The following is a 26,295-nucleotide window of genomic DNA, read 5'->3' on the forward strand; positions in this document are numbered from 1 at the left end:
ATATAGCGCGGCGGCGGCACCGATCAAGCCTTTCGGCCGGGGGGATCATCGAGCGATCGTTCGGCGGCCGCGAGCAGCTTGTCGATGACCGTGTCGAGGGTCGCGATCTCGGCGGCCGAAAGCACGCTCAGCAGCTCGGCCTCGCGCGCCAGCGCATGAGGCACGATCCTGCGGTACAGAGCCCGCCCGGCGGCCGTCAGCGCCACGATCCGCTCGCGGCCGTCCTCCGGATCGCGGCTGCGGCTGACGATCCCGCGTGCCTCCAGGCTCTGCATGGCGCGGCTGACGTTCATCTTGTCGAGCGTCGTCAGCCGGCCGATCTCCTTGGTCGGCAGCCGCGGCTGCTCGCCGAGCGCCGCGAGGATCCGCCATTCCTGGCGCGACAGCGCGAAGCGGTCGGCATAGACCTCCGCCACCGCCAGCGACACCTGTTCGGCGAGCCGGGCCAGCCGGTAGGGAAAATAGCGCTGCAATCGGAGCTCGCGCTCCGTGGCCGCCTCGCCCTGCTTGCGGTCGCGCATGTCGGTGGCCGGCTTCGTCATTGCGTCTCTGTCCTCGTCCTTCCAGCCCCTGGCGACCTCGATCCGATCCCGGTCGGGTTGATCTGGATCAATGCCGCACAATCGTATCATTCGTTACTATCCTGGCAACAACGGGAGGACAATCATGCAGATCGAGAAGATACATCACGTCGCCTATCGCTGCGTCGACGCCAAGGCCACGGTCGAGTTCTACAAGAAGGTCCTCAACATGGACCTGCTCGGCGCCATCGCCGAGGACAAGGTGCCCTCGACCAAGGCGCCCGATCCGTACATGCACATCTTCCTGGATGCGGGAAACGGCAACATCCTCGCCTTCTTCGAGCTGCCGAACTCGCCGCCGATGGGGCGCGATCCGAACACCCCGGAATGGACCCAGCACATCGCCTTCCAGGTCAAGGACATGGAGGAGCTGGAAGAAGCCAAGGCGCGCGCCGAGGCCGCCGGCCTCGACGTCGTCGGGATCACCGACCACACCATCTTCAAGTCGATCTATTTCCATGATCCGAGCGGCCATCGGCTGGAGATCGCGGCCTGGACTGCAACGCCCGAGCAGATCGCGCGGATGAAGTCGGTCGCCCACGCCATGGTCGACGAATGGGCGACCACCAAGAAGCCGCCGCGGCACACCGCCTGGATGCACGAGAAGGAATTCGCAGGCAGCGACTGAGCGATTGCTCGTCCCGACAGTCCCGACCGCAACGCGCCAGGCGAGGCAGCCATGAGCAACTATGTCTATCCGCGATTTCCCTATGTCTGCTCGGTGGAGCAGCGCAGCGGCGAGACCCGCCGCCATCCGATCGTCGTGATCGGCGCCGGGCCGATCGGCCTGACAGCGGCGCTCGATCTCGCCGCCCGCGGCCAGCCCGTGGTCGTGCTCGACGACAACGATACCGTCAGCATCGGCTCCCGCGCCGTGTGCTACGCCAAACGCCCGCTCGAGATCTGGGATCGGCTCGGCTGCGCCGCGCCGATGGTCGAGAAGGGCGTGAGCTGGAACATCGGCAAGGTGTTCTTCCGCGACCAGCTCTCTTATCAATTCGATTTGCTGCCCGAGCCCGACCATCGCTGGCCGGCAATGATCAACCTGCAACAATACTATCTCGAGGAGATTCTGGTCGATGCCTGCAACAGGACTCCGCTGATCGATCTGCGCTGGAAGCATCGGCTCGTCAGCCTCAAGCAGACCGACGACTTCGCGCAGCTCGCGGTGGAGACGCCGGACGGCATCTTCACCATGGAGGCGCAGTGGGTGATCGCCTGCGACGGCGCCAATTCCGATACGCGGCGCATGGTCGGCGCCGAGTTCACGGGTCAGTTCTTTCAGGACCGCTTCCTGATCGCCGACGTCAGGATGAAGGCGGAGTTTCCGACCGAGCGCTGGTTCTGGTTCGATCCGCCGTTCCATCCGGGGCAGTCGGTGCTGCTGCATCGCCAGTCCGACAACATCTGGCGCATCGACTTCCAGCTCGGCTGGGACGCCAATCCGGACGAGGAGAAGAAGCCCGAGCGCGTGATCCCACGCATCCGGGCCATGCTCGGCGAGAGCACCGAATTTGAGCTCGAATGGGTGTCGATCTATCAGTTCGCCTGCCGCCGGATCGACAATTTCCGTCACGGCCGCATCCTCTTCGCGGGCGACGCGGCGCACCAGGTGTCGCCGTTCGGCGCCCGCGGCGCCAACACCGGCGTGCAGGACATCGACAACCTCGCCTGGAAGCTGGCAATGGTGCTGCGCGGCGAGGCGCCGGAGAGCCTGATCGACAGCTATCACGAGGAGCGCGCCTTTGCCGCCGACGACAACATCCTGAACTCGACGCGCGCGACCGACTTCATCACGCCGAAGACGCAAGCCAGTCGTCTTTACCGCGACGCCGTGCTCGACCTCGCACAGAACCACAGCTTTGCGCGGCCGCTGGTCAACAGCGGCCGGCTGTCGACGCCGACGCCCTATGTCGCGTCGTCGTTGAATACGCCTGACGGCGGCAACGTCCCCGGCGCGATGACGCCTGGCACCAATGCCGCCGATGCACCGGTGACGATCGCGGGCGAGCCCGGCTGGTTGCTGAACTGTCTCGGCTCCAGCTTCACCGTGGTCACGTTCGACCCCGCCGTGACGGCCGAGCAGCTCACCATCGACGGCATCACGGCGCAGGTGATCGTCGTCGGTCGCGACATCGCCGATGCCACGGGCCTGCTCGCGGCACGATACGGCGCCTCGCCCGGCACGACCTATCTGTTCCGTCCCGATCAATATGTCACCGCCCGCTGGCCGCAGTTCGACGGGGACGCGATCACGGACGCGGTCCGGCGCGCCTGCGGCAGGCGCGGCGCGGTCCAGCAGGAGCTTGCAGCATGAGCCTGACCCTCACCCCGAACATCAGCGATCCCGACGACTTCTATGCCGAGCTGATCGGCGGCCAGCGCGACCTCGGCGAGGACGAGGCGCTGCGCATGAACGCCAGGCTGGTGCTGCTGCTCGCCAACCATATCGGTGACCGGGCGATCCTGAGCGAGGCGATCCGGCTGGCAAGGTCGCCCGCCGGCTGACGCAGGCCGCAACACGTCACATCGGCAGCCGGCTTTGATCCGGATCAAAGCCGTTTCTCCGCATTTTGCGGCAGACAGAGAGACCAGCCGGCGAGCGTGCGCCGGCGCAGAGTCCGCTCGCTTGCGCACATTGCGGCTCCCGATCCGATCCCGGTCGGTTTCATTGTGACAACATCATAATGTCACGCCACCTTCACCGAGGCCCTCTACGTCTTCGCCTCGTTCCACAACGGCACGGGGATTCGCATGTCGCGCTACTACAAGACGCTGCAGACGCAGCGCTTCGACGACTATCGCTACTATCATCAGAGCCGGATCAATCAGACGCTGCACCTGGTCAGCGCCGTGATCTTCCTCGTGTGCTATGCGCTCCTGTTCAAGGATCCGGCGATGGCCGGCCTGGTCGGCTGGCTCGCGATGCTGACGCGGCAGACCGGGCACTTCTTCTTCGAACCGAACGGCTATGACCACGTCAACGGCGTCAGCAACGACTACAAGGAAGCGGTCAAGGTCGGCTACAATCAGACCCGCAAGATCGTGCTGCTGACGGTGTGGGGCCTGGTGCCGGTGGCGCTGTTCGCGTTTCCGACGCTGTTCGGCCTGTTCGCCGAGCCGACCGGCCGGATGGACTTCGTCCGCCACGTCGGCCTGCTCTGGCTCGCGGTCGGCATCGGCGGCGGCCTGTTTCGCGTCATCCAGCTGTTTGCAATGCAGGATGTCTCGACGGGCCTGATCTGGGCCTTCAAGGTGCTGACCGACCCGTTCCACAACATCGCGCTGTATTGGAAGTCGCCGCTGGCGCTGCTGCGCGGCGAGCTGATCGATCCAACCATCAAGGACGCCTCGCATTGGGGCGCCGCCGAGGACGAGGCCGAAGAAGCTGCGCATCTCACCTGATCGCGAGTTCCCGCCGCCGGCCGGTCCCGCGGCGGGAGTCCTTGAGCAGACGGGCTGCAACAACATGGAACAACTCTCCTGCTGCGCCGTTGCGGCCTCAGTGCTGGCGGCCTTCAGGAGCTCCCCATGTGTGACTACAGCCTCCATACTGTTGCTTCCCGCGATGCCAAAACTGCCGACGTGCTGGTCTCCTGTCGATTTCCCGGCACGGAGACCCGCGGCTTCTGCACCAAGGACGACCCGTTGACCGCCGTCTGCCTGCGGCCGGGCACGGAGCTCGCCTTCGAAGACGATGTCCGCATCAAGGGCTTCTTCTTCCGGCGCAAGGTCGGCGCCCATCTCGCCCGCTTCCGGCAGGTCGACACCAACAAGCCGACCGAACATCACGATGCGCTCGAATTCTCCAATGGCCGAATCGTCAAGGTCACCGACCTCGCCACCGGCCAGCGCGCCCGCGTGCTGCAGATGCCGGCCGATCCGGCCGCCAAGCGCACGACCGTACCGCTCACGATCGAGCTGCGGGCGACGCAGCTCTGAAAACGTCGACATGGCCGGCGTCAGCGCCGCGGCGGCGCTGGCGTCGGGCATGACCAGCTGAAGACAATGCGCGTCGTCGGAGGCTGCGGGCCCGCCCCCTGATGACATCCTGAACATGTGATCTTGCATGCGTGTTCGCGATCCCGCGGCACGATCGGTGCCCGAGTGATGCGGCAGTCGTCCCTCTGAAAATGAGAGGGCGCGGGGAAGGCCGGGTGCTGACCGCGGCCCATGGCCCGCCTGCAACAAGAAAGCAGGCGGCAGTCACCACAGGTCGGGCCTGACAACCGGCCTCCCCCGCGCGATCGGTTTTAACGGTGTCCTTCGCGCTCTCCCTGGGGATCGGCGTTCTTGCCCCCATCGCCCGCCCCGAGCCGTCACAGCATCGAAAGCGAACTTGACCTCAGCGTCGAGAGGCCAGGACCACACGACTTCGCCGTCCGCGCCGAACTGCGCTCGTCTGGCGCAGCCGTCACGTCCATCGCAGCCCACCTCCACGTTCGTGACGACGCGTACGTCCCTCTGCACGAGGCGGGATGGGGAGAGAAAAACATGATTTCGGAAAAATAGCAACAAAAATCTTCTTCTCGGTGGCCTCGACGGGGCGATCGCGCTGAAGCAGCGATCAAGACCTGCGTTTTGGCCCGCGCTTCGCTGTGCAGCAGCGAGCGCAGCAAGCAACTGACCGCATCCATTGGACAGATCAAACGCCGTGGCTCTCGCGCGCGCTGCCGGCTATGATGGAGCAGTATGACCGCTTCATCCGACAGATTGCCCACCGGTGGCTTCGCTTCTCTCGTCCCCGAGCTCGACGTCAGTGACCTCGATGCGAGCAAGAGCTTCTGGTGCGACCTGCTGGGCTTTCGGATCGCCTATCAGCGTCCCGAAGACCGCTTCATGTATATCGAGTTGCAGGGCGCACAGGTGATGCTGATGCAGCACAACGGCAACTGGGAGACCGCCCCCCTCGAACGGCCGTTCGGACGGGGGATCAATTTCCAGATCATCATTGATGACATCACGCCGTTGCTGGCCGCGCTTGAACAAGGGAACTGGCCGCTATTCGAAGAATGTCGCGAAGCCTGGTATCGGGTGGGCGAGCGGGCACGCGGCCAACGCCAGTTTCTGGTGCAGGATCCCGACGGCTACCTGCTGCGCTTCGCGCAGGAGCTGGAATTGAAATAGGCGGCCCGCGCGCGGTCTAGTCTCTCGCCATGAACGCCCACCCGAAAGCCCACTCCGTGCAGCTCATCATCTTCGATTTCGACGGCACGCTGGTCGACAGCCGGGCCCTGATCCTCGAATGCCATCGCATCGTGTTCGCGGACTTCGGGCTGCCGGTGCCTAGCGCGCAGGACAGCTTGGCGCTGATCGGCCGCTCCCTGGAGCTCGTGCTCGCCGAGCTCGCCGGCGACGGCGCTCCAATCATGAGCATGGTGCAGGCCTATGGCCGGGTGCTGCCGCAACTACGCGGCGATGCCGCCTTTGCCGAGCGGCCGTTCGATGGAATCGGCGAGTTGCTGGGCGCCCTGAGCTGCAGGCCCGGCACCGTGCTTGCGATAGCGACCGGACATACCTCAAAGGCCGTCGTGCCGGCGCTCGAAATGCTCGGCTGGCGCGATCGGTTCAGCACCATTCAGGCGGCAGACAAGGCACCGTCGAAGCCGCATCCCGGCATGTTGCTGCAGGCGCTGGCTGAGACCGGCGTCGCGGCTGATGATGCCGTCTTCATCGGCGACACCAGCTTCGACATGCTGATGGCAAAGGCTGCAGGCGTCCCCGGCATCGGCGTCACCTGGGGCTATCACACCGCGGAGCAACTCGCCGCGGCCGGTGCAAGCCGTGTCGTGACCACGGTCGCCGAACTACGGCGCTGCCTCGACGACGCACTGTAGCACCAGCCTCCAGCGCCCAGTCTCCTCAATCAGGCAGGTTGGTAAACGTCGGCCGCCAGACGCCCAGGATGACGTTCACGGTGGCGACGCCGAGCATGACCCAGATGGCGCCCTGCTCGGTGCCGAAGTTGGGCGCAAGCGTCGCCGGATCGATCTGGCCGGCGACGGCGCGCGCGGCCTCCTCGGCGGCTTCCTGCATCGGTCCCTGCACGGCGGCAAAGCCCCATTCGAAGACGAGGATGCCGGAAGCGAGCTTGGCGAGCGCCCAGCCGGCGCTGTGCAGCGCGCGGTTGATCGCGATCGCCAGCAGGCCGGCGACCAGGGTCAGGCCGAGCGAGGGGAAGAACACGTAGCGCACGATGGCGCCCATCGCCGCGCGCATCTCGGCATAGTGCGCAAGCGACACCGACGGCTGCGGGATGAGGCCGAGCAGCACGACGAGGCAGGCCATCGCGCCCATCATGCCGATCGCGCCCATCGTGTGCAGAAACTTCATCAACCGTCGCATGGCATTCCCCCGGCGTCGTGAAGATGAGATCTGGTCCGGCAGGGATTGCGGCCCCAGCCAAGTCAGGCCGCGCTGCATGCGCAGGCTGCCGTCACCATTCATCCCTACGATCAGGATCGGCGACCGGATCATGCATCGGGACGGGAGCCTGTCTACCAGTGCCGCGTACCCGGCCCGCCCTTGAACGGTCCGACGACACGAGAGGTGATCCAGCCGCCGTAGAAATCGCCCTGTTGCGCGGCAACGCGCTCGTCGCCGACGAAGCAGGCCTCGACCCGCGAGGCATAGAACGCCAGATGGCCCGCGATCGGTGCGAATGGCGCCGTCGGCTGCTCGTAGCTCCAGGCGGCCTGCTCGGACACGCGGCCGCCGACCTCCAGCGTCCAGTAGCCGGCGACGCCCTTGAACTCGCAGAACGACCGGCCGGGCGCGCACCGCAGCCACTGCATCGCGACATGCTGCGGCGGGATGTAGTAGACCGGAGGATGGCTGGTCTCGAGCACGCGATGGCCATCCTGCGTGTCGGCGATGGTGACGCCGGCAAATGCGACGCGCAGCCGCGCCGTGCAGCGCTCCAGCCGCGGCGGCCGCGGATAGTCCCACACCGATTCCTGGCCCGGCCCCGGCACGATGCGTCGCATGTCGCTTCTCCGTTGTGGCGCCACCGAGCGCGCCTAGCGCCCGGCCAGCGCAAGGCAACGGCCGAACGGAGACAAGGGATCACTGGAGACGGATGGGGAGCGGCGGCCGTCGTTCCGGCTTCACGAAGGTGAGGCCGCCGGCGGAGCGGGCTGAGGCTCCTGCACAGCGGTGGTGCCGGTGCCCTGCCCGATGCGGAACAGTTGGATGTAGCTGCCGAGATAGAGCGGCGTGAGTCCGGCGACCGGCTGCTCAGGGACTGGCGGGTCGAGCAACAGGACAGCATCGAAGTTCGACCGCCAGCCGGCCAGATAGCGCGCGAGCGGCAACACGTCGGCGGGCGGCGTGTCAGGTTGCAGCCAGCGCCACGCGGCGGGCTCGGCCAGCGGCTGCGCAAGACGAGCGAAAGAGGGACGGACCGTGATGGGCTGCTGGTTCGGATGGGCGAACATCAGCGGCCAGAACGCCCGCCGCTCGATCACGAGCAGCGCCGCCATATGGGAATCGACGTAGCGGAATCCGGGCAGGATCCGCTCGCGCCGGCTGGAGACGGGCTGCTCGTGGCCATGCGCGGCGATGACGCGCGCGCCGGGCTGCACATGCGCGATCGCCGCGCGCAGTTCGGCGAGGTCCACCCTGTGATCGATCCATGCCGATGCGATATCCGCGGTCCGAATCAACATCAGCCCCGAGAGGACGATGCCGACGAGCACCGCCTTCCTGCCGGACACGACCGGCTGCAAGCCGGCGAACAGCAGCAGGCCGCACATCGCGGCAAAGCGCATGTCGATCAACGTTCCTCCCAGCGCCGTCCACGGCGCGGCGACGAAGGCGACGAACAGCGCCGCCAGCGCCAGCGGAACGCCCGGCGCGACGACGAGCTGGCGCCGGACGAGGACCAACACAGACATCACCACGACCGTCGTGATGATCGTCAGCTCGGCGCTGGTTGTCAGGAACGGCGTCATGATGCGCCACAGCTTCGGCGGTCCGTCCCAGTCGCCGAGTTGCAATCCACCCTCGCCCAGCGGACAGAGCCCATAGAGCAGCACGGCCGGGCTGAGCGTGACTCCGAGCGCACAGGCAGCGACAGCGAACTCCCGCGCCAGGACCGGCGACCGGCGCAGCCGCCACAGCCGGTCGGCCTCTCCGGCGCCGATCAGGACCGCGAAGAACAGCAGGCCGAAGATGTGGCAGAGGAAGGCGGCCGCCGCGGCGATGGCGCCCCAGGCGATCGCGGGCAGCCAGCCGCCCCGACGGCGCAGCGCCACCCAGCCGGCGGCGCCGCCGAGGGCCAGGCCGAGCGAGAGCTGGAAATTCATGAAGCCGAGCAGGAAGACGCCGTCATAGGCGACGATGCCGGCCGCCAGCGGCCACAACGACAGCCGGCCGAACACCGCGCGGTGATAGGTGATGACGCCGACGAGCGGCGCGAACAGGCTGAGCGCGAGCAGGATGCGGCCGCCGACATGAACGTCGGTGACGCGCAGCAGCGCGACGCCGATCACGTCCATGCCGAGATTGGGCAGGATGCGCCAATTCGGCGCGTATATCTGCGACAGCACGGGATCGTCGGGATGCGCCAGCACGAACAGCCGCGCGAGGTGGTTGGGATAGTCGAGCACCGGCGGGACATCGACCAGCAGGAACGGCACCGCGAGCACGATGGCGAGCACCAGCGCCAACAGAATCCAGCGCCAGGACAGGTCGCCGGCGCTGGAGGCGGACACCGGATGATGGGGAGCTGATCGGAGGTCTGAATGCACGAGGAGCCCGGCCGGCACGATGGCGCCGGTCGCCGACGAGCACGATGGCAAATGCATTGAGGTACCCCATTCCGCCCGGGATACTTCGATACCATCCGACCAAAGACTGCAAGATGCCCTGAAACAACCTTCTGGTTGTGCCTAATGCCCCGTTACTTTACGGGGATTCCGCAAAGCCGGCGGCTCAGGCGATCGCCTGGAGATAACGCCGCACCGAGCGATCGAACGCCGCCTTCGCATCGTCGCCGATGTTCTTCTGCCACCACGCGCCGTAGATGCGGTCGAAGGCCAGCGGCGCGACCGCATCGGCGATGCGGCGCACGGCGGCGGCGCCGAGCGGGATGTAGTTCGGATAGGAATACATGAAGCTGACGTGGCGGCGATCCATCGCCACCATCGCGATGTCACCGGTCAACAGCGCGCCCTTGCCACCGGCACCTTTGCGCCAATGCAGGATGGTGGCGCCGGCAAAATGCCCGCCGATCCGCAGCAGCACGACGTCATCCGAGATGGCGAGGCGATCGCCCGTCCATGGCACGATCGCCGGATGCGGCCGGGTGACGAAGGCGCGGTCGTCGCCATGGAGATAGACCGGCGCGTTGCCGAACGCTGCGCTCCAATCGGCGACCGCGCCATAGTAGTGCGGATGCGACACCGCGATGGCCTTCAGGCCGCCCAATGAGCGGACGCGGGAGATGGCCGCATCGGTCGCCAAGGGAATGCAGTCCCACATCACGCAGCCGTCCGGCTCGGGAACGAGCAGCGCGCGCTGGCCGATCGCAAAGCTCGGGTCCAGAGCGAGGCCGGTCAGGCCGTCATCCTCGCGCCAGATGACCTGATGCCGGCCAGCAAGGTCGTCGCGGCTGAGGAAGCTCTGTCCCTTCCAATTCACATATTGCCGCTCGTCCTCGCAGACGACGCAATGGCCGGGCGGCGCTACCGTATCGGGAAACTGCGCGCCGCATTGAAAGCAGGTCCAGAGAGGCATGGAGCACCAGTCGTCGAGATGGGATTGCGAAGGATAGCACGCGGACCATCCCGGAACACCGTCGCGCGCGGCTTCGTGATTGCCTAGTGTCGCCGGACGCCCGACAGGAGTTCTCGACATGCCGACCACGCTGCGCCGCGCCTACGTTCACCGCCTGCCGATGCGGAGCCCGGACGATGTCGGCGCGCTCGAGGCCGGAATCGCGCAAAGCGCCATCGATCCCGCCGGCATCGTCGCCATTCTCGGCAAGACCGAAGGCAATGGCTGCGTCAACGACTTCACCCGCGCCTTCGCCGTGCGCTCGCTGGAGACGCTGCTCGGCCGATATCTCGCAGCCGACGCCGTGCGGCAGATCGCGATGGTGATGTCCGGCGGCACCGAGGGCGCGCTGTCGCCGCACATGATCGTGTTCGAGGCACGCGACGGGGGTGACGCCGCGGCGCCGCGCGCTTTCCCGGCATCGCTGGCGCTCGGGCGCGCGCGCACGCCGGCGCTGCCGGGCGAGCATCTCGGCCGCATGCCGCAGGTCGAGCTCGTGGCCGCCGGCGTGCGCGCGGCCATGACCGACGCCGGCATCAGCGATCCCGCCGACGTCCATTATGTGCAGGTGAAATGCCCGCTGCTGACGATGGAGCGCATCGAGGCGGTCGAGGCCCGGGGACAGCGCACCGCCGTGCGCGATACGCTGAAATCGATGGGCTTCTCGCGCGGCGCCTCGGCGCTGGGTGTCGCGATCGCGCTCGGCGAGCTCGCCGCCGCCGATGTCTCCGACGCGACGATCTGCGCCGACGTCTCGCGCTACAGCGCGCGTGCGGCCACCTCGGGCGGCGTCGAGCTGCTCGACCACGAGATCATGGTGGCCGGCATGTCGGCCACCTGGAGCGGGCCGCTCGCGATCGATCATGCCGTCATGGGCGATGCCATCGACATCGAGCCGGCCCGGCAGGCGCTCGCCCGGCTCGGCCTGAACGTGCCGGGCCAGGTGGCGGCGGCCGATCGCAGCCGCATCGCCGCGGTGCTCGCGAAGGCGGAGGCGGCGCAGAGCGGCCGGCTGCGCGGCCAGCGGCATACCATGCTGGATGACAGCGACGTCTCCTCCACCCGCCATGCCCGCGCCTTCGTCGGCGGCGCGCTGGCCGGGCTGTTCGGCTTCACCGACCTGTTCGTCTCGGGCGGCGCCGAGCATCAGGGCCCCGACGGCGGCGGGCCGGTCGCGATCATCGCCGAGCGCCGCTGATCTCACGGTCGACACCGCTGCAGATGCCGGCCCCTGGCATGAAGGTCTACGCTCGGAACCTCACCGACCGCTCCATTCCGACACCTGCCACCGCGGCAACGTCCCGTTCACCCAGATCGCTCCGGGCGCCGCGTTCTACCTGATCACCACGGCGAAGTTCCGAGCCGCACACGCGTCCCGATCAGGCAACAGATTCGCCAGATTCCCGCCGCATCTCGCGACGCGGCGGGGAGCAGCTCGAACCGAAGATCGACCGAAGTGATCGTCAAGCGAACGATCCACCTCGCGAGACGACGTGAAAGACCACCAATTCTCTCATCAGCAATTGAATGACGGAGATCGGTTCAACCAGGAGGTTTCAACTGTTGCTACGGGGCGACAGTCTGCAAACAACTCTCATTCTCAGAAATGGATGGAAACTTTTCGCATTCCGGCCACCGGCGGAACCAGCTTTGGGCCGCTTTCCCCCGCTTCTTGACTTGCATTCGCAACAAGCGCGCGCCGGTTGCGGGCGTTGAAACGAACCCAAGTCAAAGTTCTGCGTAACGAATGGGGTGGTCGAGTATGGGTAAGGCAGTCTTTCCAAGGAGCTTGCGAGGGGCAAGCGGACACGAGTGGGATCCATCTCCCGAGATTTCCGGTGTGAAAGTCTCGGCAGTCGCGAGCCTAATCGCGGTTGCCTCGTTCTCCGGTGCCGAAGCCCAACAGGCGCCGCTGCCGTCCGTCACCGTCGAAGCCCCGGTGGCGCGCCCCAAGCCGGCCGCCTCGCGCCCGACCGCGGACCAGGTCCGCGCCCGCGACGCGATGCGCCGCGCCGCCCGCCAGCAACAACAGCAACAGGCCGCGGCGCCGAAGAGCAATCTGCCGCCCGACCGCAACCCCTATTCCAGCCCCGCCTCCGACTACAAGGGCGAGCGGCTGCAGGCCTCCGGCAAGTTTCCGGAGAAGCTGCTCAACACGCCGAAGACCGTCACCGTCCTGAGCAAGGAGATCCTGGCGGACAAGAACTCCACCAGCCTCAAATCCGCGGTGCTTTCCACCGCCGGCGTGACGCTCGGCACCGGCGAAGGCGGCAACGCGTTCGGCGACCGCTTCTTCATCCGCGGCTTCGACGCCCGCAACGACGTCTTCATCGACGGCGTGCGTGACGCCGGCGTCTCCGTGCGTGAGAACTTCTTCACCGAGCAGGTCGAGATCCTGCGCGGCCCGGCGTCGTCCTTCGCCGGCCGCGGCACCACCGGCGGCGCGATCAACATCGTGACCAAGCAGGCCACGACCGAGAACAGCTTCTACAACATGGACACCACGCTCGGCACCGACAGGACCAAGCGCGTGGTGATCGACGTCAACCAGAAGATCACGCCGACCTTCGCTGCCCGCGTCGGCGGCCTGTTCCAGGATGCCGGCGTGGCCGGCCGCGACTACGTCACCGACAACCGCAACGGCGGCTTCGTCGCCACCAAGTGGACGCCGCTGGACACCGTGACCCTGTCCGCCAACTACATCCACAACGAGGTGACCGGCCGTCCGGACTTCGGCGTTCCCTACTATCGGCCGAGCACGCTCACCGCCGGCGCGCCGTTCCCCGAGGTCGGCTCGCCGCGCAACGCCTGGTACGGCTTCGTCAACCGCGACTTCTCGCGTGTCGGACAGGACATCGGTACGTTCAATGCCGAGGTGAAGGTCACCCCAGACCTGACTATCTCCGACAAGATCCGGGTGTCGCGCTCGACCCTGAACTACATCGGCACGCTGCCGGAAGGCCCGACGCTCACCAACCCGCTGTCGAATTCGACGATCCGGGCCAATCCGCAGAGCCGCTTCCAGCAGACCGACGTGCTCGCCAACCAGCTCGAGGCGACCTACAAGTTCGATACCGGCAACTTCAGGCACACCGTGCTCGCGGGGCTCGAAGTCTCGCAGGAAAAGGCGCGCATCAACAGCTACACCGGGTTGACATCCGAGCAGCAGGGCCTGGCGTTCGCGGGCAGCGGCTCGCTCTCGGGCGTGAGCGTGTTCAACCCGCAGTTCACCAACCTACCGTTCGGCATTCCGTCGCTGGGACAATTCCCGACGAACGTGAAGATCGACTCGGCGAGCGTCTACGCGCTCGACAGCGTCAACTACCGCGATCTCGTCATCCTCAACGGCGGCGTGCGCTACGACAAATACGACGTCCGGGTCGACGGCTTCGGCACCGTCAACGGCGTCGCCAACACGCCGGGTTCGACGGCGGCCTCCAGCGGCATGCCGAACTTCAACGTCGGCATGACCTTGAAGCCGGTGCCCTACGCCAGCTTCTATGCGGCCTACGCCACCTCGTCGAATCCGGTCGGCGCGGAGTTCGACGGCCTCAGCCCGCAATATGGCGGCCTGTCGGCGGTCACCAATGGCGGCGCCAACCAGATCTTCGGGCCCGAGAAGAACACCTCGATCGAGATCGGCACCAAGTGGGAGCTGCTCGACGGTCGCCTGCTGGTCACCGGAGCGCTGTTCCAGACCGAGAAGGAGAACGCCCGCGAGTCACGCAACATCACCAGCGCCGCGCAGGCCACCGCGGACTGCCCGTATCCGGCAGGCACCATCGGCTCCGTGCCGTGTCTCTCGGCCGGTGCCGCCTACCGCATCCGCGGCATCGACCTGCAGGCGGGCGGCAAGCTGACCGACAAATGGAGCATCTTCGGCGGCATCGTGCTGATGCAGTCGGAGGTGACGAAGTCGAACATCCCGCCAGCCAACACCGCGCTGTTCACCAGCAATGTCGGCCTGCAACTCGCCAACACCGCGCACCAGTCGTTCAGCCTGCTGACGAAGTACCAGATCAACGACACCTGGGAGATCGGCGGCCAGGCGGTGTACCGCTCGAAGATCTTCGGCGGCACCTGGCTGGCGGCCAACCAGGGCACGGAGCTGCCGAGCTACTGGCGCTTCGATGCGTTCGCGGAAGCCAAGCTCGACAAGAACTGGACGGCGAAGCTGTTTGTTGCCAACATCTTCGACAAGCTCTACTACGACGCTCTCTATCAGAGTGCCACCCCGTTCGTGCTCGTCGGTCCGGGACGAAGCGCGTCGATCGTCCTGTCCGGGCGGTTCTGATCGCACACCCAAACCTGGGCATACATCAAGTGATGAGTTCATGCTGATCTGTGTCCCCGGAGTTTTGAGCAAAGACGATGTGGCGGACTTCCGCCACATCATGGACGACAGCGACTGGGAGGACGGCCGCTCGACGGCCGGCGCCCAGTCGGCCATGGTCAAGCGCAACGAGCAGTTGCCGCCCGACAGCGAGGTGGCGCGCAAGCTCGGCCACCGCATCATTTCGGCGATGACCGCCAATCCGCGCTTTCTCGCCGCCGCCATCCCGCAGCAGATCTTCCCGCCGCTGTTCAACCGCTACAGCGCGGAGTCGGGCCACCATTTCGGCATCCACGTCGACAACGCGGTCCGCGGCGACAAGCTCACCGGCCTGCGCATTCGCACCGACCTTTCGGTCACGCTGTTTCTGTCCGAGCCGGAGGATTACGACGGCGGCGAGCTGGTCATCGAGGATCTGTACGGCTCGCACGAGGTCAAGCTGCCGGCCGGCGACCTCGTGCTGTATCCCGCCTCGAGCCTGCACATGGTCACCCCGGTGACGCGCGGCGTCCGCGTCGCCTCGTTCTTCTGGCTGCAGAGCATGATCCGCGATCCCCTCGCGCGCAGCATGATCTTCGATCTCGACACGACGATCCAGGGATTGTCGCAGCGGATGGGACGCGACGATCCGGAGATGGTGCGGCTGACCGGCCTCTATCACAACCTGATCCGCTACTGGGCCGAGAACTAGACGACCGTTTTCAACGTTCCAGCCCTATTGATGCAGATATGTAGACCCTCACTGTCATCGTCCGCGAGCGCGGACGATCTGGTACGCCGTGACATCTCGGTTCATCATCTTCGCGGATTGCTGGATGCACTGCCTTCGCGGAGCATGACAGCGGTCGAGATGGCAAGCGATAGACCCGGCATCGACCGCTGCTTCCAAGGAAACGCGCGTCTCAATATCCGCCTTCGGTCGCCATGCTCACGTTGTTTTCGATCGTCTACGAGCCGGGTTGCACACATGCAGCCCGGCTCATTCGTTCGGACGATGACCACATCGCTGCGGAGCCGTTCTCAGCCTTCGCGATGGACCACCGTCCAATCTCACAAGCGGCCGCCTGTCTCTTCCTTGAGCTGTCACACGTCCTTGACTGCCGGCAGACCGCCGCTTGCGAGCAGCACGATCTTTCTACGCCGGCAAGCGTGTGCGATTCGCGAACTTCAGCCACCGCTCGCGGCTTGACCAGATCGCGCGGGGCCCGTTTTTTCAAACAAACCTGATTCCACCGCACCCTGATTCGGATCTCGACGCTTTCGAGCCGTTTCCGGCGGCATCACGTCTCGAAGAACGCGCGTGATGCCCTCGCTCCCACCGAACGGGACCATCACGCCGGCGCCGACTAATTAGAATTGATGGAAGACCGAACGGCGGCATTTGCGTGACAGGCAGCCGCGTTGGCGGAACCGTGCACGGCTCGTCGCGCCCCAGGTCAGGACTTTCAGGGAGTTATGACGCGATGGGCAGCATCGCGAGCTCTTACGCAGATCACACGATTCGATTTTTCATCTGGCATCGCACTCACCGGAGTGACTGCCGACATTGATGTTCCCGCTTTGAGTCAACGCGCCGTCTCAAAACAGCCGGGTTACGACTAGAAGCATTACAGAGAAGATAACTACCAAGGGGTACGCAGCAACATGTTCAGGATCGTTCTTCATGTAGGAGCGGTGATCGCAGCCGTTTCGGCCGGCGCCATGGCGCATGCCGAGCAGCCGGCCACGTCGCCGAGACCTGGCCAGGCTGCCACCGCCCCGCAGACCACAGCACCGAGTCCCACGACTCCGACCGGCGCGAAATCCGTTCAGGCTCCGACGACGGCGGCCGCCACGCAGGCGCCTGCAGCTGCGCTCGCCAACGCCGCCAGTGCGCCGGCTCCCGTCGCGCACGCAGCTCAAGCTCAGGGCGCGGCTCCGAAGCCGATGACCGTCGGACAGGCGCAGACAGCCCCCGCCGTTGCCCAGCCCGCGCCCACGGCGCAGGCGGCCGCGCCTTCGCCGGCTCCGGCCGCGACCACGCCGCAAGCTGGTGCAACGAACCCGGCACCGGCCGCCGCAACGAACGACACCCAACCGTCGACCGCGACCGAAGCCGTCACGGACACGGCAGCGGGCGACAAGGCGAAGGACCAGGCAGAGAAGCCGGCCCAGGGCGCGGCACAAGGCGGTGCGCAAGCGGCATCACACGTGCCGCATGATCTGTCGCCATGGTCGATGTTCCTGGCCGCCGACATTCTCGTGAAGTCGGTCATGATGGGGCTCGCGCTCGCCTCGCTTGCGACCTGGACCGTCTTCATCGCCAAGACCATCGAGTTCTCCATCCTGCGCCGGAAGCTGAGCGGCGCGCTGCGCAAGGTCGACGACGTACGCTGGCTGTCGGAAGCCAAGCTCGCGCTGGGATCACGCCAGAACGTGCTGACGGCTCTGATCGACGCCGCCATGCACGAGATCAGAATGTCGTCCGAACTGCCGTCTCACGGCGTCAACGAGCGCGCCGCGTCGAGCTTCTCCGAGATCGTACGTGCCGAGGGCCGGCGTTGCCGGACCGGCATGGGCCTGCTCGCCACGATCGGCTCGATCTCGCCCTTCGTCGGCCTGTTCGGCACGGTCTGGGGCATCATGAACAGCTTCATCGGCATCTCGAAGTCGCAGACCACGAACCTCGCGGTCGTCGCGCCCGGCATCGCCGAAGCGCTTCTCGCAACCGCCATCGGCCTCGTCGCCGCGATCCCGGCCGTGATCATCTACAATCACTTCACACGGGTGACGAAGGGCTACATGGAGCTCGTGAACCGGTCCTCCGGCGCCACCGCCCGGATGTTGTCGCGCGATCTGGATCGCGGCCAGAGCCACCACAGCAGTCATCACGGCGAGCGCTTCGAGCCCATCCACGTCCACTCTGCGCCTCCGATGGCGCTGGCGGCGGAGTAGCTCCATGGCCGTCTCTCTCTCGGAAGGCGATGGCGACGATGATCTCGGTGAGACGAGCGACATCAACGTCACGCCCTTCATCGACGTGATCCTGGTGCTGCTGATCATCTTCATGGTGGCGGCGCCGCTGTCGACGGTCGACGTGCCGGTCGATCTCCCGACATCGACGGCCACGCCGCAGAAGAAGCCGGACAAGCCGATCTATGTCAGCATCAAGCCGGATCTGACACTGTTCGTCGGCGAGGAGCAGGTGAAACGGGCGAGCCTGGTGAGCACGCTCGAGCACATCCCCGAGGCGGCGAAGGACAAGTTCATCTTCCTGCGCGCCGACCGGGGCGTGGCGTATGGAGAGCTGATGGACGTGATGGAGCTGCTGCGGACCGGCGGCTATCCGAAGATCAAGCTCGTGACTGTCGAAGGCGTCTCACAGGCCGCCGCCCAGGCTGCACATTGAAACCAGTGAAACGACGGAACTGAAGAATGGTCGAACACAAGTATCAGGGAGCGTCGCGCCGCTTGTGGATCTCAGCCGCGATCGGCGCCCTCATGCTGCACGGTGGCGGCGCCGCGCTCGCGGTCGTCCATCTCAGCGGCAATGACGCGGACGGCGGTCTCGGCGCGGCTGGCGCCGAATTCGCGCTCGAGATCGCCTCGCCCCAGGTCGAGGACAACGATCTTCCGCCGGGTCCCGACAGCGACGCGGCCGAAGCTGCGCCGGAGCAGATGCAGCAGACCGCCGAAGTCAAGGAGTCCGACGCCGTCAAGGACAAGCCGACTGAGACAGAGGAGGAGGCCGATCGGGTCGTCACGCAGAACGATCCCAAGAAGCCGGAGAAGGAGGAACAGCAGCAGGCGACCCAGCAGGCCGAGGCGTCGGTCGCATCTGCTGCGCAGGAAGAATCGGCCCGCAAGGCGCTGGACGAGGCCGCGCCGCCGGCCGAGACGGCCAAGGCCCCCAATCCGGGAATGGGCAAGGACAAGCAGAAGCTGACCAACGATTGGGGCCGAAAGATCAGCGCCTATTTCGAGCTGCACAAGCGCTATCCGGAAGGCAAGAAGCACAATGGCACGGTCAAGGTGGCGCTGGTGCTGAGCCGGGCCGGCAAGGTGGTGTCTGCGTCCGTCATGCAGTCGTCCGGCGACTCGATGTTCGACGATGCCGCGCTGGCGATGATCCGCCGCTCCGACCCTGTGCCTGCGCCGCCGTCCGGACTGACGGACGATCAGTTCAGCTTCAGCCTCGACGTGAACTTCAACCAGAAGAAGTAGACCGTGCGTCGTTCGACGCGTGTATCTTGAAGACTTGGCAGCGCTCGCAATGGCGCGAGCGCTGCTTTTTGCGTCTGCTGGGCCGAGGTCGCGCGGACGAAGGAACCCGAGACCTTTCCATATCCGGCCGGAATTCCCGCGGGACGACCTTTTCCAACGTCTCCTCTCATATTCATACGAAGACGGGTATCCTCGCCGTCATCGTCCGAAGGCGGACGATCCAGCACGCCGTGACGTTTCGGTTCGGCATCTGCTGCCGTGGAGTATTGGATGCCCCGCTTTCGCGGAGCATGACAGCGTTGGAGACTGTAGGGCTCAGCCCACCGCGCGTGCCGATTGGATGGAAACGTTCGTCTAGTACTGTACCCGCGCGCCGACCTGCACCACGGTCGCCGACAGATTGTTCTCGCGGAAGTTGGAGCGCGTCTCCTCGCGCCGGACGCTGGCCCTGAGCTGCAGCAGGCGTGAGAATTTGTAGAGCATGCCGAGCTCGACCAGATAGCGGTTGTCGACCCGCGTCGTGCCGGTGAACGCGTCCTCGCCATAGCCGGCGAGGAACGTGCCGACGAGCCAGGGCTCGAACTGATGCTCGATGCCGACGGTGACGTCGCGCTTGAGCACGCCGGAAATGCCGGGCTCGGTGATCTCCACCACCTGCGACTTGGCCCCCAGCGCGATCGCCGTCTCCTTGGCGAACTGCCATGTCAGATTGGCGTCGGCAATGAAGCCGTTGACCGGCTTGAGCATCGGATCCTGATAGCGGCGCGTCAGATAGCCGACGGCGACGTCGCCTGTCAGCTTGTCGGCGTAGTTGAAGGTCACGCCGGCCTCGACCGCCGTCCCGGTGGAGTCGCGGCGGAAGCCTTCGGCATCGACCGCGATGTCGTGAACGCGGCGATCGACGGCGACGTCGACGAAGGGACGGATCTCCGGCGTCAGATTGTAGGTGATGCGGCTCTGCGAGCCGTATTGGACGAAGTTGCGATCGGCATTGCTGACGATCTGGCCGTCGACGAGCGGCGCGTTCTGGAACGCGACGCGGTCGATGGCGGCCTTGGTCGAGACCTCGACCTCCTCGAACCGCTTGGTGACGCCCGCCGAGCCGCCGACGGTGGAGGCGAGCGGAATCCTGGCGAACCGGCCGGCGAAGCGCGGCGTGCCGGGATCATCGGCATCGACGGCAACGTGGCCCTCGCCGTTGAGCGCAAACGTATCGGTGATGTCGTAGCGCCCATTCACCTTGGCGTCGACGGTAGGCCTGCTGAGCTGCCGGAGCTTCGCATAGTCGATGTAGCCGACGCGCACATCGGCGTTGAGCAGATGCCGCTCGAACTGAGAGCGCACGAGCAGGACCGGCGCAACGCTGACGAAGGCCGAGCCCTTGCCTTGCGGCACACGGCCGGGATTGCTGTCGAAGCCTGAGGACATTTCGAACGCAGGCTTCAGGATGAAGTTTCCCACCGTGATGCCCTTGGGCTCATAGGGGTCTTCCGCCATCATCGGCGGCTGCGGCTGCTCCTGCGGCTTCTGCCCCTTGTTCACCGGCGGCAGCCGCATCTTGGGCTTGTCCGCCAGAACGGGCGGAATCGGCTGCGCATCCTGTCGCGGAATCGGCGGCAGGTTACGCGGCAGCACGCCACGCGTCGCCGGCGGCGGACTGACGGCGAACGCCAGCGCGTCCAGGCAGCGATTGGGCACGTTCGTGACCGACAGCCGGCCTGGCGTCGACAGGCAGCCGCCGACCAGGAGGCCGGCGGACGGTGCACCGAAAAAGCCGTTTCGAACCGGAGCCAGACGCGGCGCCGGCTCGCGGCGCGCGGCCTGCGGGAGCGCGCCCGCGCCCGCATCGATCGGAGACCGCGGCCGCGGCGGTGGAGCCTCCTCCACCTGCGTGGCCGCCTTCGGCTCCGGCTCGACCCCGCCCGGCGAAACGATCACCTGCGGAATGACCAGCGGTCCATTGCTGTTCGCCGGCCTCACCGGCTGGCGGCGGCGATTGGGTACGACCACCACCGGTCCGGCGTCGTTGGTCCCCGGATCTGCATAGGCCCTGACCTGGCTCCCCGGCGTGACGGTCTGACCGTAGGACGGCGCGACTCCGAACAGCGTCACGAGCAGCACGGTGATCGCAACCGTCTCCTGCTGGCACCGTGAGACGTCGCGACCGATGCCACGTCTGGAAGCGACCGTCTCTCGTGCTGCCCGTTCCAAAGAGCCTCGTCTCCGTCGAGTTCGGCAACCCGCGAAGCGCGGCGCCCGCGGCGTGACGCATCCCGGCATCACGGCGTCGAAGGTCGGATCACTCGATGATCAGCGCGCCCTTGTTGCCCTGATGGAAGTCGTCGAAGAATTCGTAGCGTCCCGGCTTCTGCGCCTTGACCTTCACGACGCCTTCCATGTTGGGCTTGATCACCGTCTCGAACTCCAGGGGCTCGCTCTCGAACTCGACCGGCGCGCCATCCAGATTCTTGACCTTGAACACGATCGGCGTGTTGGCCGGCGCCTTCATCTCCGCCGGCTGAAACTTGTTGTCCTTGACCGATATCTCGATGGTCGTCTCAGCCGCCCCTGCCGGCAGCGCGAACGCCGCGATCAACAGCACGGCGGCTCCTGCTGCCTGTACCTTCCCAAAGAGATTCATGCTGTATGTCCCTGTCCCGAATTCACCCGAATGTGCCGAACGTCTTCCCGCGCTCGCCTGTTTCGACGAGTCTTCGACACTTCATAGAACGACTATAAAGTCCCGAATGCGGCAATTTGCCGTGTCGAAATTTGACAACATCTGTGTGTGCGACAAAGCGCGCGAATTTATTAGTTGTACGGCGTCAAGTCGCCGCGCAGACGCGTGGGCTCGATCATCGCCGATGCACAGCGCCGAATGACAACGACGAAAATCGGCGGTCACTGCGGTCGGTAGCAGCACAATCGCCTTAGTTCGCATCTGTGCTGATATGAGACACGACAGGTCATGCAGCGCCGTCGCGCGCCGCGAACCACACGAGACTCACGATCGACCGCCTACGCTGCGCACAGCACATGCATGATCCTCATGCGCCCGCTCATCGAGACGAGTGCGAGCGAGATGCACGAAGGGACACGCTCGTGCTGGTCTCACGCGGCATGGACCGCAATATGCGTGTGCGTCCATCCAGTTCGAGCCGTGCGCGGACAAGCCTTGCGCGCACTAGAAATGAAATCAGGCGCGGGCCTGCACGCACATATCGCCGGCGAGCGCACACGACCGATGCCCGCCGTCTCACCTGCCGACCCCCAGCCGCCTGTCGTGAATGCTGAGGGATCGCGGCATACGCGCAGGCTTCGCGGCGCCGGGGGCCGGATTCACGCGCAGGGGCGGCAGATCGGGTACAACGGATACGTGCTCTTCGTCCGCCATCGGCTCGGGCTCCGGGCTCTGGCGTGCGACGCTGCGCGCCACCGCAGGCGCGGCGCGCATGATGCCAGGCACGCGCTTGCGTCCCGTCACCATCGCGCGCATCAAATTCTCCCGCTGCAGCACGCTCATCCACACCGTGCCGAGCACATGCACGGCGATCAGGGCGATGATGGCATTGGACGACAGCGCATGCGCCTGCTCGATCCAGCCGACGCCGAAGAACCGGATCGAGACCTGCATGACGCCGCTGATGGTCGAGACGATCAGAAGCGCAAGCATCACGACCAGCATCGCGGCCCCTGCCGGGTTCAGGCCCAGATAGCGTCCCGTCTCTCCGCGCAACATGCCCACGATGTACTGAGGCGCCGCCCGCAGCTTGAGGCTGATCCGCGCAAACAGCGAATGACGGCTGCCGATCAGTCCCCAGATCAGCCTGAAGGCGAGAAGACCGATGACGGCATAGCCCGCCAGGCGATGCAGGCGATCGAACGTGTTGGGCGTGACGCAGGCGACGAGCACGAAGGCCGCGAGCGACCAGTGCCAGACGCGCAGCGGAAAATCCCAGACCGCTACGGTCCCCGAACCCGAGTTCGCCGGCGTCTCGGAGAAGACGCTCCGCTGTGCCTGGCCTGCGTCACGCATGACCATCAGATCACTTCGCCTTGGTGTGCTTCAGCGCGAGGTCCTCGGGGCTGTAGAACAGCTCATAGAGCTTGCCGCCCTTGACGCCGTAGACCTCGTAGCAGGTGCCCTCGATCTTGGTCTGCCGAACCTCGTAGCCCGCGGCCTTCGCCTTTGCCTCGGCCTCGGCGGTGGTCTTCCACGACGCCTTGTCGAGCTTGGTGCAATCCTTGTAGCCGTCGGCGAGCGCCGCGGAGCCCGACGCCAGACCCGCAGCCAAGACCACGCCCATCAGCTTGATGACCTTCATAATCAAATCCCTCCTCGAAGACTGCGCCATCGGCGCCAACAGCGCTCGATGCGCAGGCTACAAAGGGGAGGAGATTTCAACGAAACTTGGACATCATCATCCGCGGCGGATGGCCTCGATCACGCAGGCGCGGTTCGAAACGTTCCGCATCCGGCCGCAATGTCGCTGAGATGCGAACTCACATGCGGTCCCGTCAGGATCGAACCGTGTCGGCAGACTGCTGATCTTTTCAGGACTCGACAACGCGCGCGGTTCCCCGCGCATTGCAACTGATATTGATTCGCAAGGATGTAGCAGCATCATCGCGAGGCGCATGCGCTTTGCTCCCGCACAAGGCGTGGACGGCGCTGTGTGCGGGACCACACTCCTGCCCGATTGCCGCTGTGACCATGGTGAGGCGAGAAAGGAACCGACAGCTACAAGGCTGCGACCTTAAGCCTCAGAAATTTTTTTTTGAGCGTCGCCATCGTTCGCACGACCGGATCGAGATCGATGGTGGATGATGACGATGCGGCTGCTTGCGCACGCATCGTCCGGCCGTCAAACGCACATCCGTGCGGACAGCGGCGCAGCCATCCTGATCCTGGGCGCGGGCGATGCCCTTGCCGACACTGACTGCCGACCAGGATGGCGAGTCGTTGCAGGAAAACGACGTGTCGGATGCCTCGGCAACGACGTCCCCGCTTGCGTCGGGATCTGCCATGGACGCGCGCCAGGACGAGCGGCCATTGCCGGGTGAGCTGCGCTTGCGCCGCCCAGTGCGGCGCATGCCTCGCGAGCCCTGGCGCGGATTTCGACATGCGTCACTCCATCGCTGCGGCAGGGGCAGGATGATGATGGATCGTCCTTGCCGCCATCGCGCGACAAGCGCCGCCCTCAGCGATGGATCCTCGAGGAGCGAGCGAGCTTGCGTCCCACGGTCGCGCGCAAGGCGACGCGCATCACGCGCCCGGCCGTCGGGAATGGAAGGCTCGTCACTTCGTTCCGGAGAAGACGCGGCTGATGAAGTCGGAGCTCTCGGGCGACTTCGTCATCTCCGGCGACGGCTCGGGCTGGGCCGGCGGCTCGGTTGGTACGGATCGGATCTGCGGTCGGCTTCGGACGGTGACGCTGCGCGTCGCGCGCGCCTCCTGCTCGCCTCCGTTCGGCTTGCTCACCGTGATCATGATCTTCTCGGAGATCACGGGCGGATCGAAGTTGAGATGCCTGGTGTCGCCCAGCACGAGCTGCAGCGTGTGCTTGCCGGGCGACAATTCGATCCGCGCCTCCGTCTCCCCCGCTGCGTAATGAACGTGTTTCTTGTCGCGCGGAATCTCCTCGCCGGCCTGCATCGTCTCGTCGACGTCGACCAGAAGATGATGATGGCCACTGCCGGCGAAATCGTCGCCCGCATGGGTAACGCCCATGTTGCGCAGTCCGAAGCGAGCGATGAAGGGCCCGGTCACCGTCTCCCCGTCCGCAGGAGAGATGAAATAGACGCGGGCATCCTTCGCAGCCTTCGTCCCCTTGGCCGGCGCCAATGACGGCGCGAGCACGAGCGATGCGGTCAGGATGAGGCAGAGTCGCGCAGACCTCGGCAGCATGCAAATCCCCTATGGTGAGAGCGCGATGCGGAAACCCAGGGTCGGATGCCGGATGCGGCCGTCATAGCGGTCGCGGCTGCCGGCCCGCGCATCGGCGGCGCCGTTCTTCCACGATCCCGAGCGGATGACGCGGGCATAGCTACCTTCCTCGAGCCAGGCCGATCCGTCCGCCGGCGCGCCCTTGTAGTTCTTGTGCCAGCTGTCGGCGACCCACTGGCCGACGCCGCCGCCCATGTCGAACAGGCCGTAAGGATTGGCCTGGACGCTGCCGATCTTCGGCGGCTGGTCGGTCTCGGCGTCGCCCGTGCCGTTGCAGCCCTTGCAACTGGCCATGCCGGGGCGCATGCGATCGCCCCACCAATAGCGGGTGCGCTGGCCGCCGCGCGCGGCATATTCCCACTCGGCCTCGGTCGGCAGCCGGAACGACTTGCCGGTCGCCTTCGACAGCCAGGCGAGATAGGCCTGCGTGTCGTCGTAGCTCAGGTTGGTGACCGGACGATCATCCGCACCGGCCGCGATGTCGGCGCAGCTTGCCGCGGCGACACACTGCTTCCACTCGCCGATCGTCACGGGATGCTTGCCGAGCGAGAACGGTCGCACGCTGACCTGATGCGCCGGCTGCTCGGACTCGTCGTCGCCGCCCATCGCAAAACTGCCACCGGCGATCGCAACCAGCTCAGGAACGCGCAGCTTCGGCCCGGCTTCCGGCGCCGGCGCGGGCCGCGGAATGGCTGCCGTGTCGGATGATCGCGCCAGCGTCGCCTCGAGTGCCGGAGCATCCTGGCGCGGCGCGATGAAGGCGCTGGACGGCGATCGCGCGGCGTCCTGGCGCGCGCCGGCGGCTTCCAGCAGGATCCGGCGCGGCGGAGGCAGCGGCGCGGCGGACTGCGCCTCCTGCTGCGAGCTCGACGATCCGGCCGACCCAGGCGGCGCCTGAATCAGCAGCCTGATCTCGCGTAACGGCAACAGCACGCCGCCGAGGAAGACGATGCCGAGGACCACGACGCCGAGCGCTCCGCGGATCAGCTTCTTGCGCGCACCTGCCGCCGGTGCGAACACGGCCTTCAGCCGGCCGCCCTCACCCGCCTCCTCCTGATCACCGTCGCTGCCGTCGTCCCATCTGTCTGGAAGGGACGCCGCCGGCGCGGGTGACGGGCGCACCGGAGAGACTGGTGCAGGTTCTCGTCGAGCCGCACTCTCCGGCTCTGCGATCTCCCATTCGGCATCGAGCGACTGCTCGAGCGCGCCGCACATCATCAGCAACAGCCCGCCTTCGCTCTTGCCGGTCCAGCGCTCCTGCACCTCGGGACACTCGACCTGATCCTCGACGCGCAGGAAGCTCGGCGGACGCATCGGGCTGAGCGAGACCTGCACCGTGCGGCCGCAGCGCCGGCAGGCCACCGCGCGGGAATCCTCCGGCAGCGCATCCTCGGCGAGCTTGGGAGCCCGCAGCCATTGCAACGCTGAACTCTCGCTCATGCTGTCCTCGCTCG

General features: G+C 66.1%; 25 protein-coding genes. 13 read left to right on the top strand and 12 right to left on the bottom strand.

The genetic code is table 11. The annotated features are described in order from the left end of the window. Nucleotides 1–23: 23 nt before the first annotated feature. The gene (locus QX073_RS31675) at nt 24–542 is read right to left on the bottom strand and encodes a MarR family transcriptional regulator (protein WP_316167899.1); all 519 of its coding nucleotides are present in this window, start codon (nt 540–542) and stop codon (nt 24–26) included. Between the two features lie 124 nt (nt 543–666). Between QX073_RS31675 and QX073_RS31680 the strand changes: the two genes are divergently transcribed. The 7 genes from QX073_RS31680 (at nt 667) to QX073_RS31710 (ending at nt 6,418) form a co-directional block, all read left to right on the top strand. Beyond that, nucleotides 667–1,209, top strand: coding sequence for a VOC family protein (locus QX073_RS31680; protein ID WP_315716514.1), 543 nt, complete (start codon nt 667–669; stop codon nt 1,207–1,209). A gap of 51 nt (nt 1,210–1,260) precedes the next feature. Next, nucleotides 1,261–2,898 (top strand): FAD-dependent oxidoreductase, encoded by a 1,638-nt coding sequence (locus tag QX073_RS31685; RefSeq protein WP_316226930.1) that lies wholly within the window; start codon nt 1,261–1,263, stop codon nt 2,896–2,898. Next, nucleotides 2,895–3,089: a DUF2783 domain-containing protein gene (locus QX073_RS31690; RefSeq protein ID WP_315716512.1), complete on the top strand. Its 195-nt coding sequence runs from the start codon at nt 2,895–2,897 to the stop codon at nt 3,087–3,089. Before QX073_RS31685 ends, QX073_RS31690 begins: the two co-directional genes overlap by 4 nt. A gap of 246 nt (nt 3,090–3,335) precedes the next feature. Next, nucleotides 3,336–3,986, top strand: coding sequence for an Mpo1-like protein (locus tag QX073_RS31695; RefSeq protein WP_316171297.1), 651 nt, complete (start codon nt 3,336–3,338; stop codon nt 3,984–3,986). 126 nt (nt 3,987–4,112) lie between these two features. Then, nucleotides 4,113–4,523: a hypothetical protein gene (locus tag QX073_RS31700; RefSeq protein WP_315753724.1), complete on the top strand. Its 411-nt coding sequence runs from the start codon at nt 4,113–4,115 to the stop codon at nt 4,521–4,523. A 750-nt stretch (nt 4,524–5,273) separates the two neighbouring features. Beyond that, nucleotides 5,274–5,708: a VOC family protein gene (locus tag QX073_RS31705; protein WP_315753726.1), complete on the top strand. Its 435-nt coding sequence runs from the start codon at nt 5,274–5,276 to the stop codon at nt 5,706–5,708. Between the two features lie 56 nt (nt 5,709–5,764). Next, a complete protein-coding gene (locus QX073_RS31710; RefSeq protein WP_315753728.1) occupies nt 5,765–6,418 on the top strand; it encodes an HAD-IA family hydrolase in 654 nt (217 codons plus the stop codon). Between the two features lie 25 nt (nt 6,419–6,443). Here QX073_RS31710 and QX073_RS31715 read toward each other — a convergent pair whose 3' ends face one another. From QX073_RS31715 to QX073_RS31730, 4 genes are all read right to left on the bottom strand, one after another. Then, on the bottom strand, nt 6,444–6,926 hold the full coding sequence (locus QX073_RS31715; protein ID WP_316226931.1) for a hypothetical protein: 483 nt from the start codon (nt 6,924–6,926) through the stop codon (nt 6,444–6,446). 152 nt (nt 6,927–7,078) lie between these two features. After that, the gene (locus QX073_RS31720) at nt 7,079–7,567 is read right to left on the bottom strand and encodes a DUF427 domain-containing protein (RefSeq protein ID WP_316195311.1); all 489 of its coding nucleotides are present in this window, start codon (nt 7,565–7,567) and stop codon (nt 7,079–7,081) included. A 120-nt stretch (nt 7,568–7,687) separates the two neighbouring features. Next, nucleotides 7,688–9,388: a hypothetical protein gene (locus QX073_RS31725; protein ID WP_315753734.1), complete on the bottom strand. Its 1,701-nt coding sequence runs from the start codon at nt 9,386–9,388 to the stop codon at nt 7,688–7,690. A gap of 127 nt (nt 9,389–9,515) precedes the next feature. Next, nucleotides 9,516–10,319: an MBL fold metallo-hydrolase gene (locus QX073_RS31730; RefSeq protein WP_316226932.1), complete on the bottom strand. Its 804-nt coding sequence runs from the start codon at nt 10,317–10,319 to the stop codon at nt 9,516–9,518. A 118-nt stretch (nt 10,320–10,437) separates the two neighbouring features. On the opposite strand from QX073_RS31730, the gene QX073_RS31735 reads away from it, so the two are divergent. From QX073_RS31735 to QX073_RS31760, 6 genes are all read left to right on the top strand, one after another. Further along, complete coding sequence (locus QX073_RS31735; protein ID WP_316226933.1) at nt 10,438–11,556, top strand: ring-opening amidohydrolase; 1,119 nt, start codon at nt 10,438–10,440, stop codon at nt 11,554–11,556. Between the two features lie 564 nt (nt 11,557–12,120). Beyond that, nucleotides 12,121–14,652 carry a TonB-dependent receptor gene (locus tag QX073_RS31740; protein ID WP_316186071.1) on the top strand — a complete coding sequence of 844 codons (2,532 nt, stop codon included), beginning with the start codon at nt 12,121–12,123 and terminating at the stop codon, nt 14,650–14,652. A 40-nt stretch (nt 14,653–14,692) separates the two neighbouring features. Next, nucleotides 14,693–15,382, top strand: coding sequence for a Fe2+-dependent dioxygenase (locus QX073_RS31745; protein ID WP_315716500.1), 690 nt, complete (start codon nt 14,693–14,695; stop codon nt 15,380–15,382). 1,235 nt (nt 15,383–16,617) lie between these two features. After that, complete coding sequence (exbB, locus tag QX073_RS31750) at nt 16,618–17,625, top strand: tonB-system energizer ExbB (protein WP_409977998.1); 1,008 nt, start codon at nt 16,618–16,620, stop codon at nt 17,623–17,625. Between the two features lie 4 nt (nt 17,626–17,629). Continuing rightward, nucleotides 17,630–18,079: a TonB system transport protein ExbD gene (gene exbD, locus QX073_RS31755; protein WP_315736414.1), complete on the top strand. Its 450-nt coding sequence runs from the start codon at nt 17,630–17,632 to the stop codon at nt 18,077–18,079. Between the two features lie 26 nt (nt 18,080–18,105). After that, nucleotides 18,106–18,894, top strand: coding sequence for a TonB family protein (locus tag QX073_RS31760; RefSeq protein ID WP_315753745.1), 789 nt, complete (start codon nt 18,106–18,108; stop codon nt 18,892–18,894). Between the two features lie 354 nt (nt 18,895–19,248). Here the strand turns inward: QX073_RS31760 and QX073_RS31765 are convergent, their stop codons facing one another. The 7 genes from QX073_RS31765 to QX073_RS31795 all read right to left on the bottom strand — a co-directional run bounded on the left by QX073_RS31765 (nt 19,249) and on the right by QX073_RS31795 (nt 26,281). Next, nucleotides 19,249–21,105, bottom strand: a complete 1,857-nt coding sequence (locus QX073_RS31765; RefSeq protein ID WP_316226934.1) for an outer membrane beta-barrel protein — start codon at nt 21,103–21,105, stop codon at nt 19,249–19,251. 88 nt (nt 21,106–21,193) lie between these two features. After that, nucleotides 21,194–21,535 (bottom strand): cupredoxin domain-containing protein, encoded by a 342-nt coding sequence (locus tag QX073_RS31770; RefSeq protein WP_315716494.1) that lies wholly within the window; start codon nt 21,533–21,535, stop codon nt 21,194–21,196. A gap of 615 nt (nt 21,536–22,150) precedes the next feature. Further along, nucleotides 22,151–22,930 carry a cytochrome b/b6 domain-containing protein gene (locus QX073_RS31775; RefSeq protein ID WP_315716493.1) on the bottom strand — a complete coding sequence of 260 codons (780 nt, stop codon included), beginning with the start codon at nt 22,928–22,930 and terminating at the stop codon, nt 22,151–22,153. Nucleotides 22,931–22,940: 10 nt separating this feature from the next. Further along, on the bottom strand, nt 22,941–23,219 hold the full coding sequence (locus QX073_RS31780) for a PepSY domain-containing protein (protein ID WP_315716492.1): 279 nt from the start codon (nt 23,217–23,219) through the stop codon (nt 22,941–22,943). A gap of 439 nt (nt 23,220–23,658) precedes the next feature. After that, nucleotides 23,659–23,922: a hypothetical protein gene (locus QX073_RS31785; RefSeq protein ID WP_315716491.1), complete on the bottom strand. Its 264-nt coding sequence runs from the start codon at nt 23,920–23,922 to the stop codon at nt 23,659–23,661. 271 nt (nt 23,923–24,193) lie between these two features. Next, on the bottom strand, nt 24,194–24,802 hold the full coding sequence (locus QX073_RS31790) for a DUF4399 domain-containing protein (protein WP_315716490.1): 609 nt from the start codon (nt 24,800–24,802) through the stop codon (nt 24,194–24,196). A 9-nt stretch (nt 24,803–24,811) separates the two neighbouring features. Further along, nucleotides 24,812–26,281, bottom strand: coding sequence for a formylglycine-generating enzyme family protein (locus QX073_RS31795; RefSeq protein ID WP_316226935.1), 1,470 nt, complete (start codon nt 26,279–26,281; stop codon nt 24,812–24,814). Between the last annotated feature and the right edge of the window lie 14 nt (nt 26,282–26,295).

This window comes from Bradyrhizobium sp. SZCCHNS3052 (assembly GCF_032484495.1).
Taxonomy (GTDB): domain Bacteria; phylum Pseudomonadota; class Alphaproteobacteria; order Rhizobiales; family Xanthobacteraceae; genus Bradyrhizobium.

Coding starts and splice junctions, on each gene's coding strand:
- QX073_RS31675 (WP_316167899.1), bottom strand. CDS start 542: ATGACGAAGCCGGCCACCGACATGCGCGACCGCAAGCAGGGCGAGGCG.
- QX073_RS31680 (WP_315716514.1), top strand. CDS start 667: ATGCAGATCGAGAAGATACATCACGTCGCCTATCGCTGCGTCGACGCC.
- QX073_RS31685 (WP_316226930.1), top strand. CDS start 1,261: ATGAGCAACTATGTCTATCCGCGATTTCCCTATGTCTGCTCGGTGGAG.
- QX073_RS31690 (WP_315716512.1), top strand. CDS start 2,895: ATGAGCCTGACCCTCACCCCGAACATCAGCGATCCCGACGACTTCTAT.
- QX073_RS31695 (WP_316171297.1), top strand. CDS start 3,336: ATGTCGCGCTACTACAAGACGCTGCAGACGCAGCGCTTCGACGACTAT.
- QX073_RS31700 (WP_315753724.1), top strand. CDS start 4,113: ATGTGTGACTACAGCCTCCATACTGTTGCTTCCCGCGATGCCAAAACT.
- QX073_RS31705 (WP_315753726.1), top strand. CDS start 5,274: ATGACCGCTTCATCCGACAGATTGCCCACCGGTGGCTTCGCTTCTCTC.
- QX073_RS31715 (WP_316226931.1), bottom strand. CDS start 6,926: ATGCGACGGTTGATGAAGTTTCTGCACACGATGGGCGCGATCGGCATG.
- QX073_RS31720 (WP_316195311.1), bottom strand. CDS start 7,567: ATGCGACGCATCGTGCCGGGGCCGGGCCAGGAATCGGTGTGGGACTAT.
- QX073_RS31725 (WP_315753734.1), bottom strand. CDS start 9,388: ATGCATTTGCCATCGTGCTCGTCGGCGACCGGCGCCATCGTGCCGGCC.
- QX073_RS31730 (WP_316226932.1), bottom strand. CDS start 10,319: ATGCCTCTCTGGACCTGCTTTCAATGCGGCGCGCAGTTTCCCGATACG.
- QX073_RS31735 (WP_316226933.1), top strand. CDS start 10,438: ATGCCGACCACGCTGCGCCGCGCCTACGTTCACCGCCTGCCGATGCGG.
- QX073_RS31740 (WP_316186071.1), top strand. CDS start 12,121: ATGGGTAAGGCAGTCTTTCCAAGGAGCTTGCGAGGGGCAAGCGGACAC.
- QX073_RS31745 (WP_315716500.1), top strand. CDS start 14,693: ATGCTGATCTGTGTCCCCGGAGTTTTGAGCAAAGACGATGTGGCGGAC.
- exbB (WP_409977998.1), top strand. CDS start 16,618: ATGACCGTCGGACAGGCGCAGACAGCCCCCGCCGTTGCCCAGCCCGCG.
- exbD (WP_315736414.1), top strand. CDS start 17,630: ATGGCCGTCTCTCTCTCGGAAGGCGATGGCGACGATGATCTCGGTGAG.
- QX073_RS31760 (WP_315753745.1), top strand. CDS start 18,106: ATGGTCGAACACAAGTATCAGGGAGCGTCGCGCCGCTTGTGGATCTCA.
- QX073_RS31770 (WP_315716494.1), bottom strand. CDS start 21,535: ATGAATCTCTTTGGGAAGGTACAGGCAGCAGGAGCCGCCGTGCTGTTG.
- QX073_RS31775 (WP_315716493.1), bottom strand. CDS start 22,930: ATGCGTGACGCAGGCCAGGCACAGCGGAGCGTCTTCTCCGAGACGCCG.
- QX073_RS31780 (WP_315716492.1), bottom strand. CDS start 23,219: ATGAAGGTCATCAAGCTGATGGGCGTGGTCTTGGCTGCGGGTCTGGCG.
- QX073_RS31785 (WP_315716491.1), bottom strand. CDS start 23,922: ATGGCAGATCCCGACGCAAGCGGGGACGTCGTTGCCGAGGCATCCGAC.
- QX073_RS31790 (WP_315716490.1), bottom strand. CDS start 24,802: ATGCTGCCGAGGTCTGCGCGACTCTGCCTCATCCTGACCGCATCGCTC.
- QX073_RS31795 (WP_316226935.1), bottom strand. CDS start 26,281: ATGAGCGAGAGTTCAGCGTTGCAATGGCTGCGGGCTCCCAAGCTCGCC.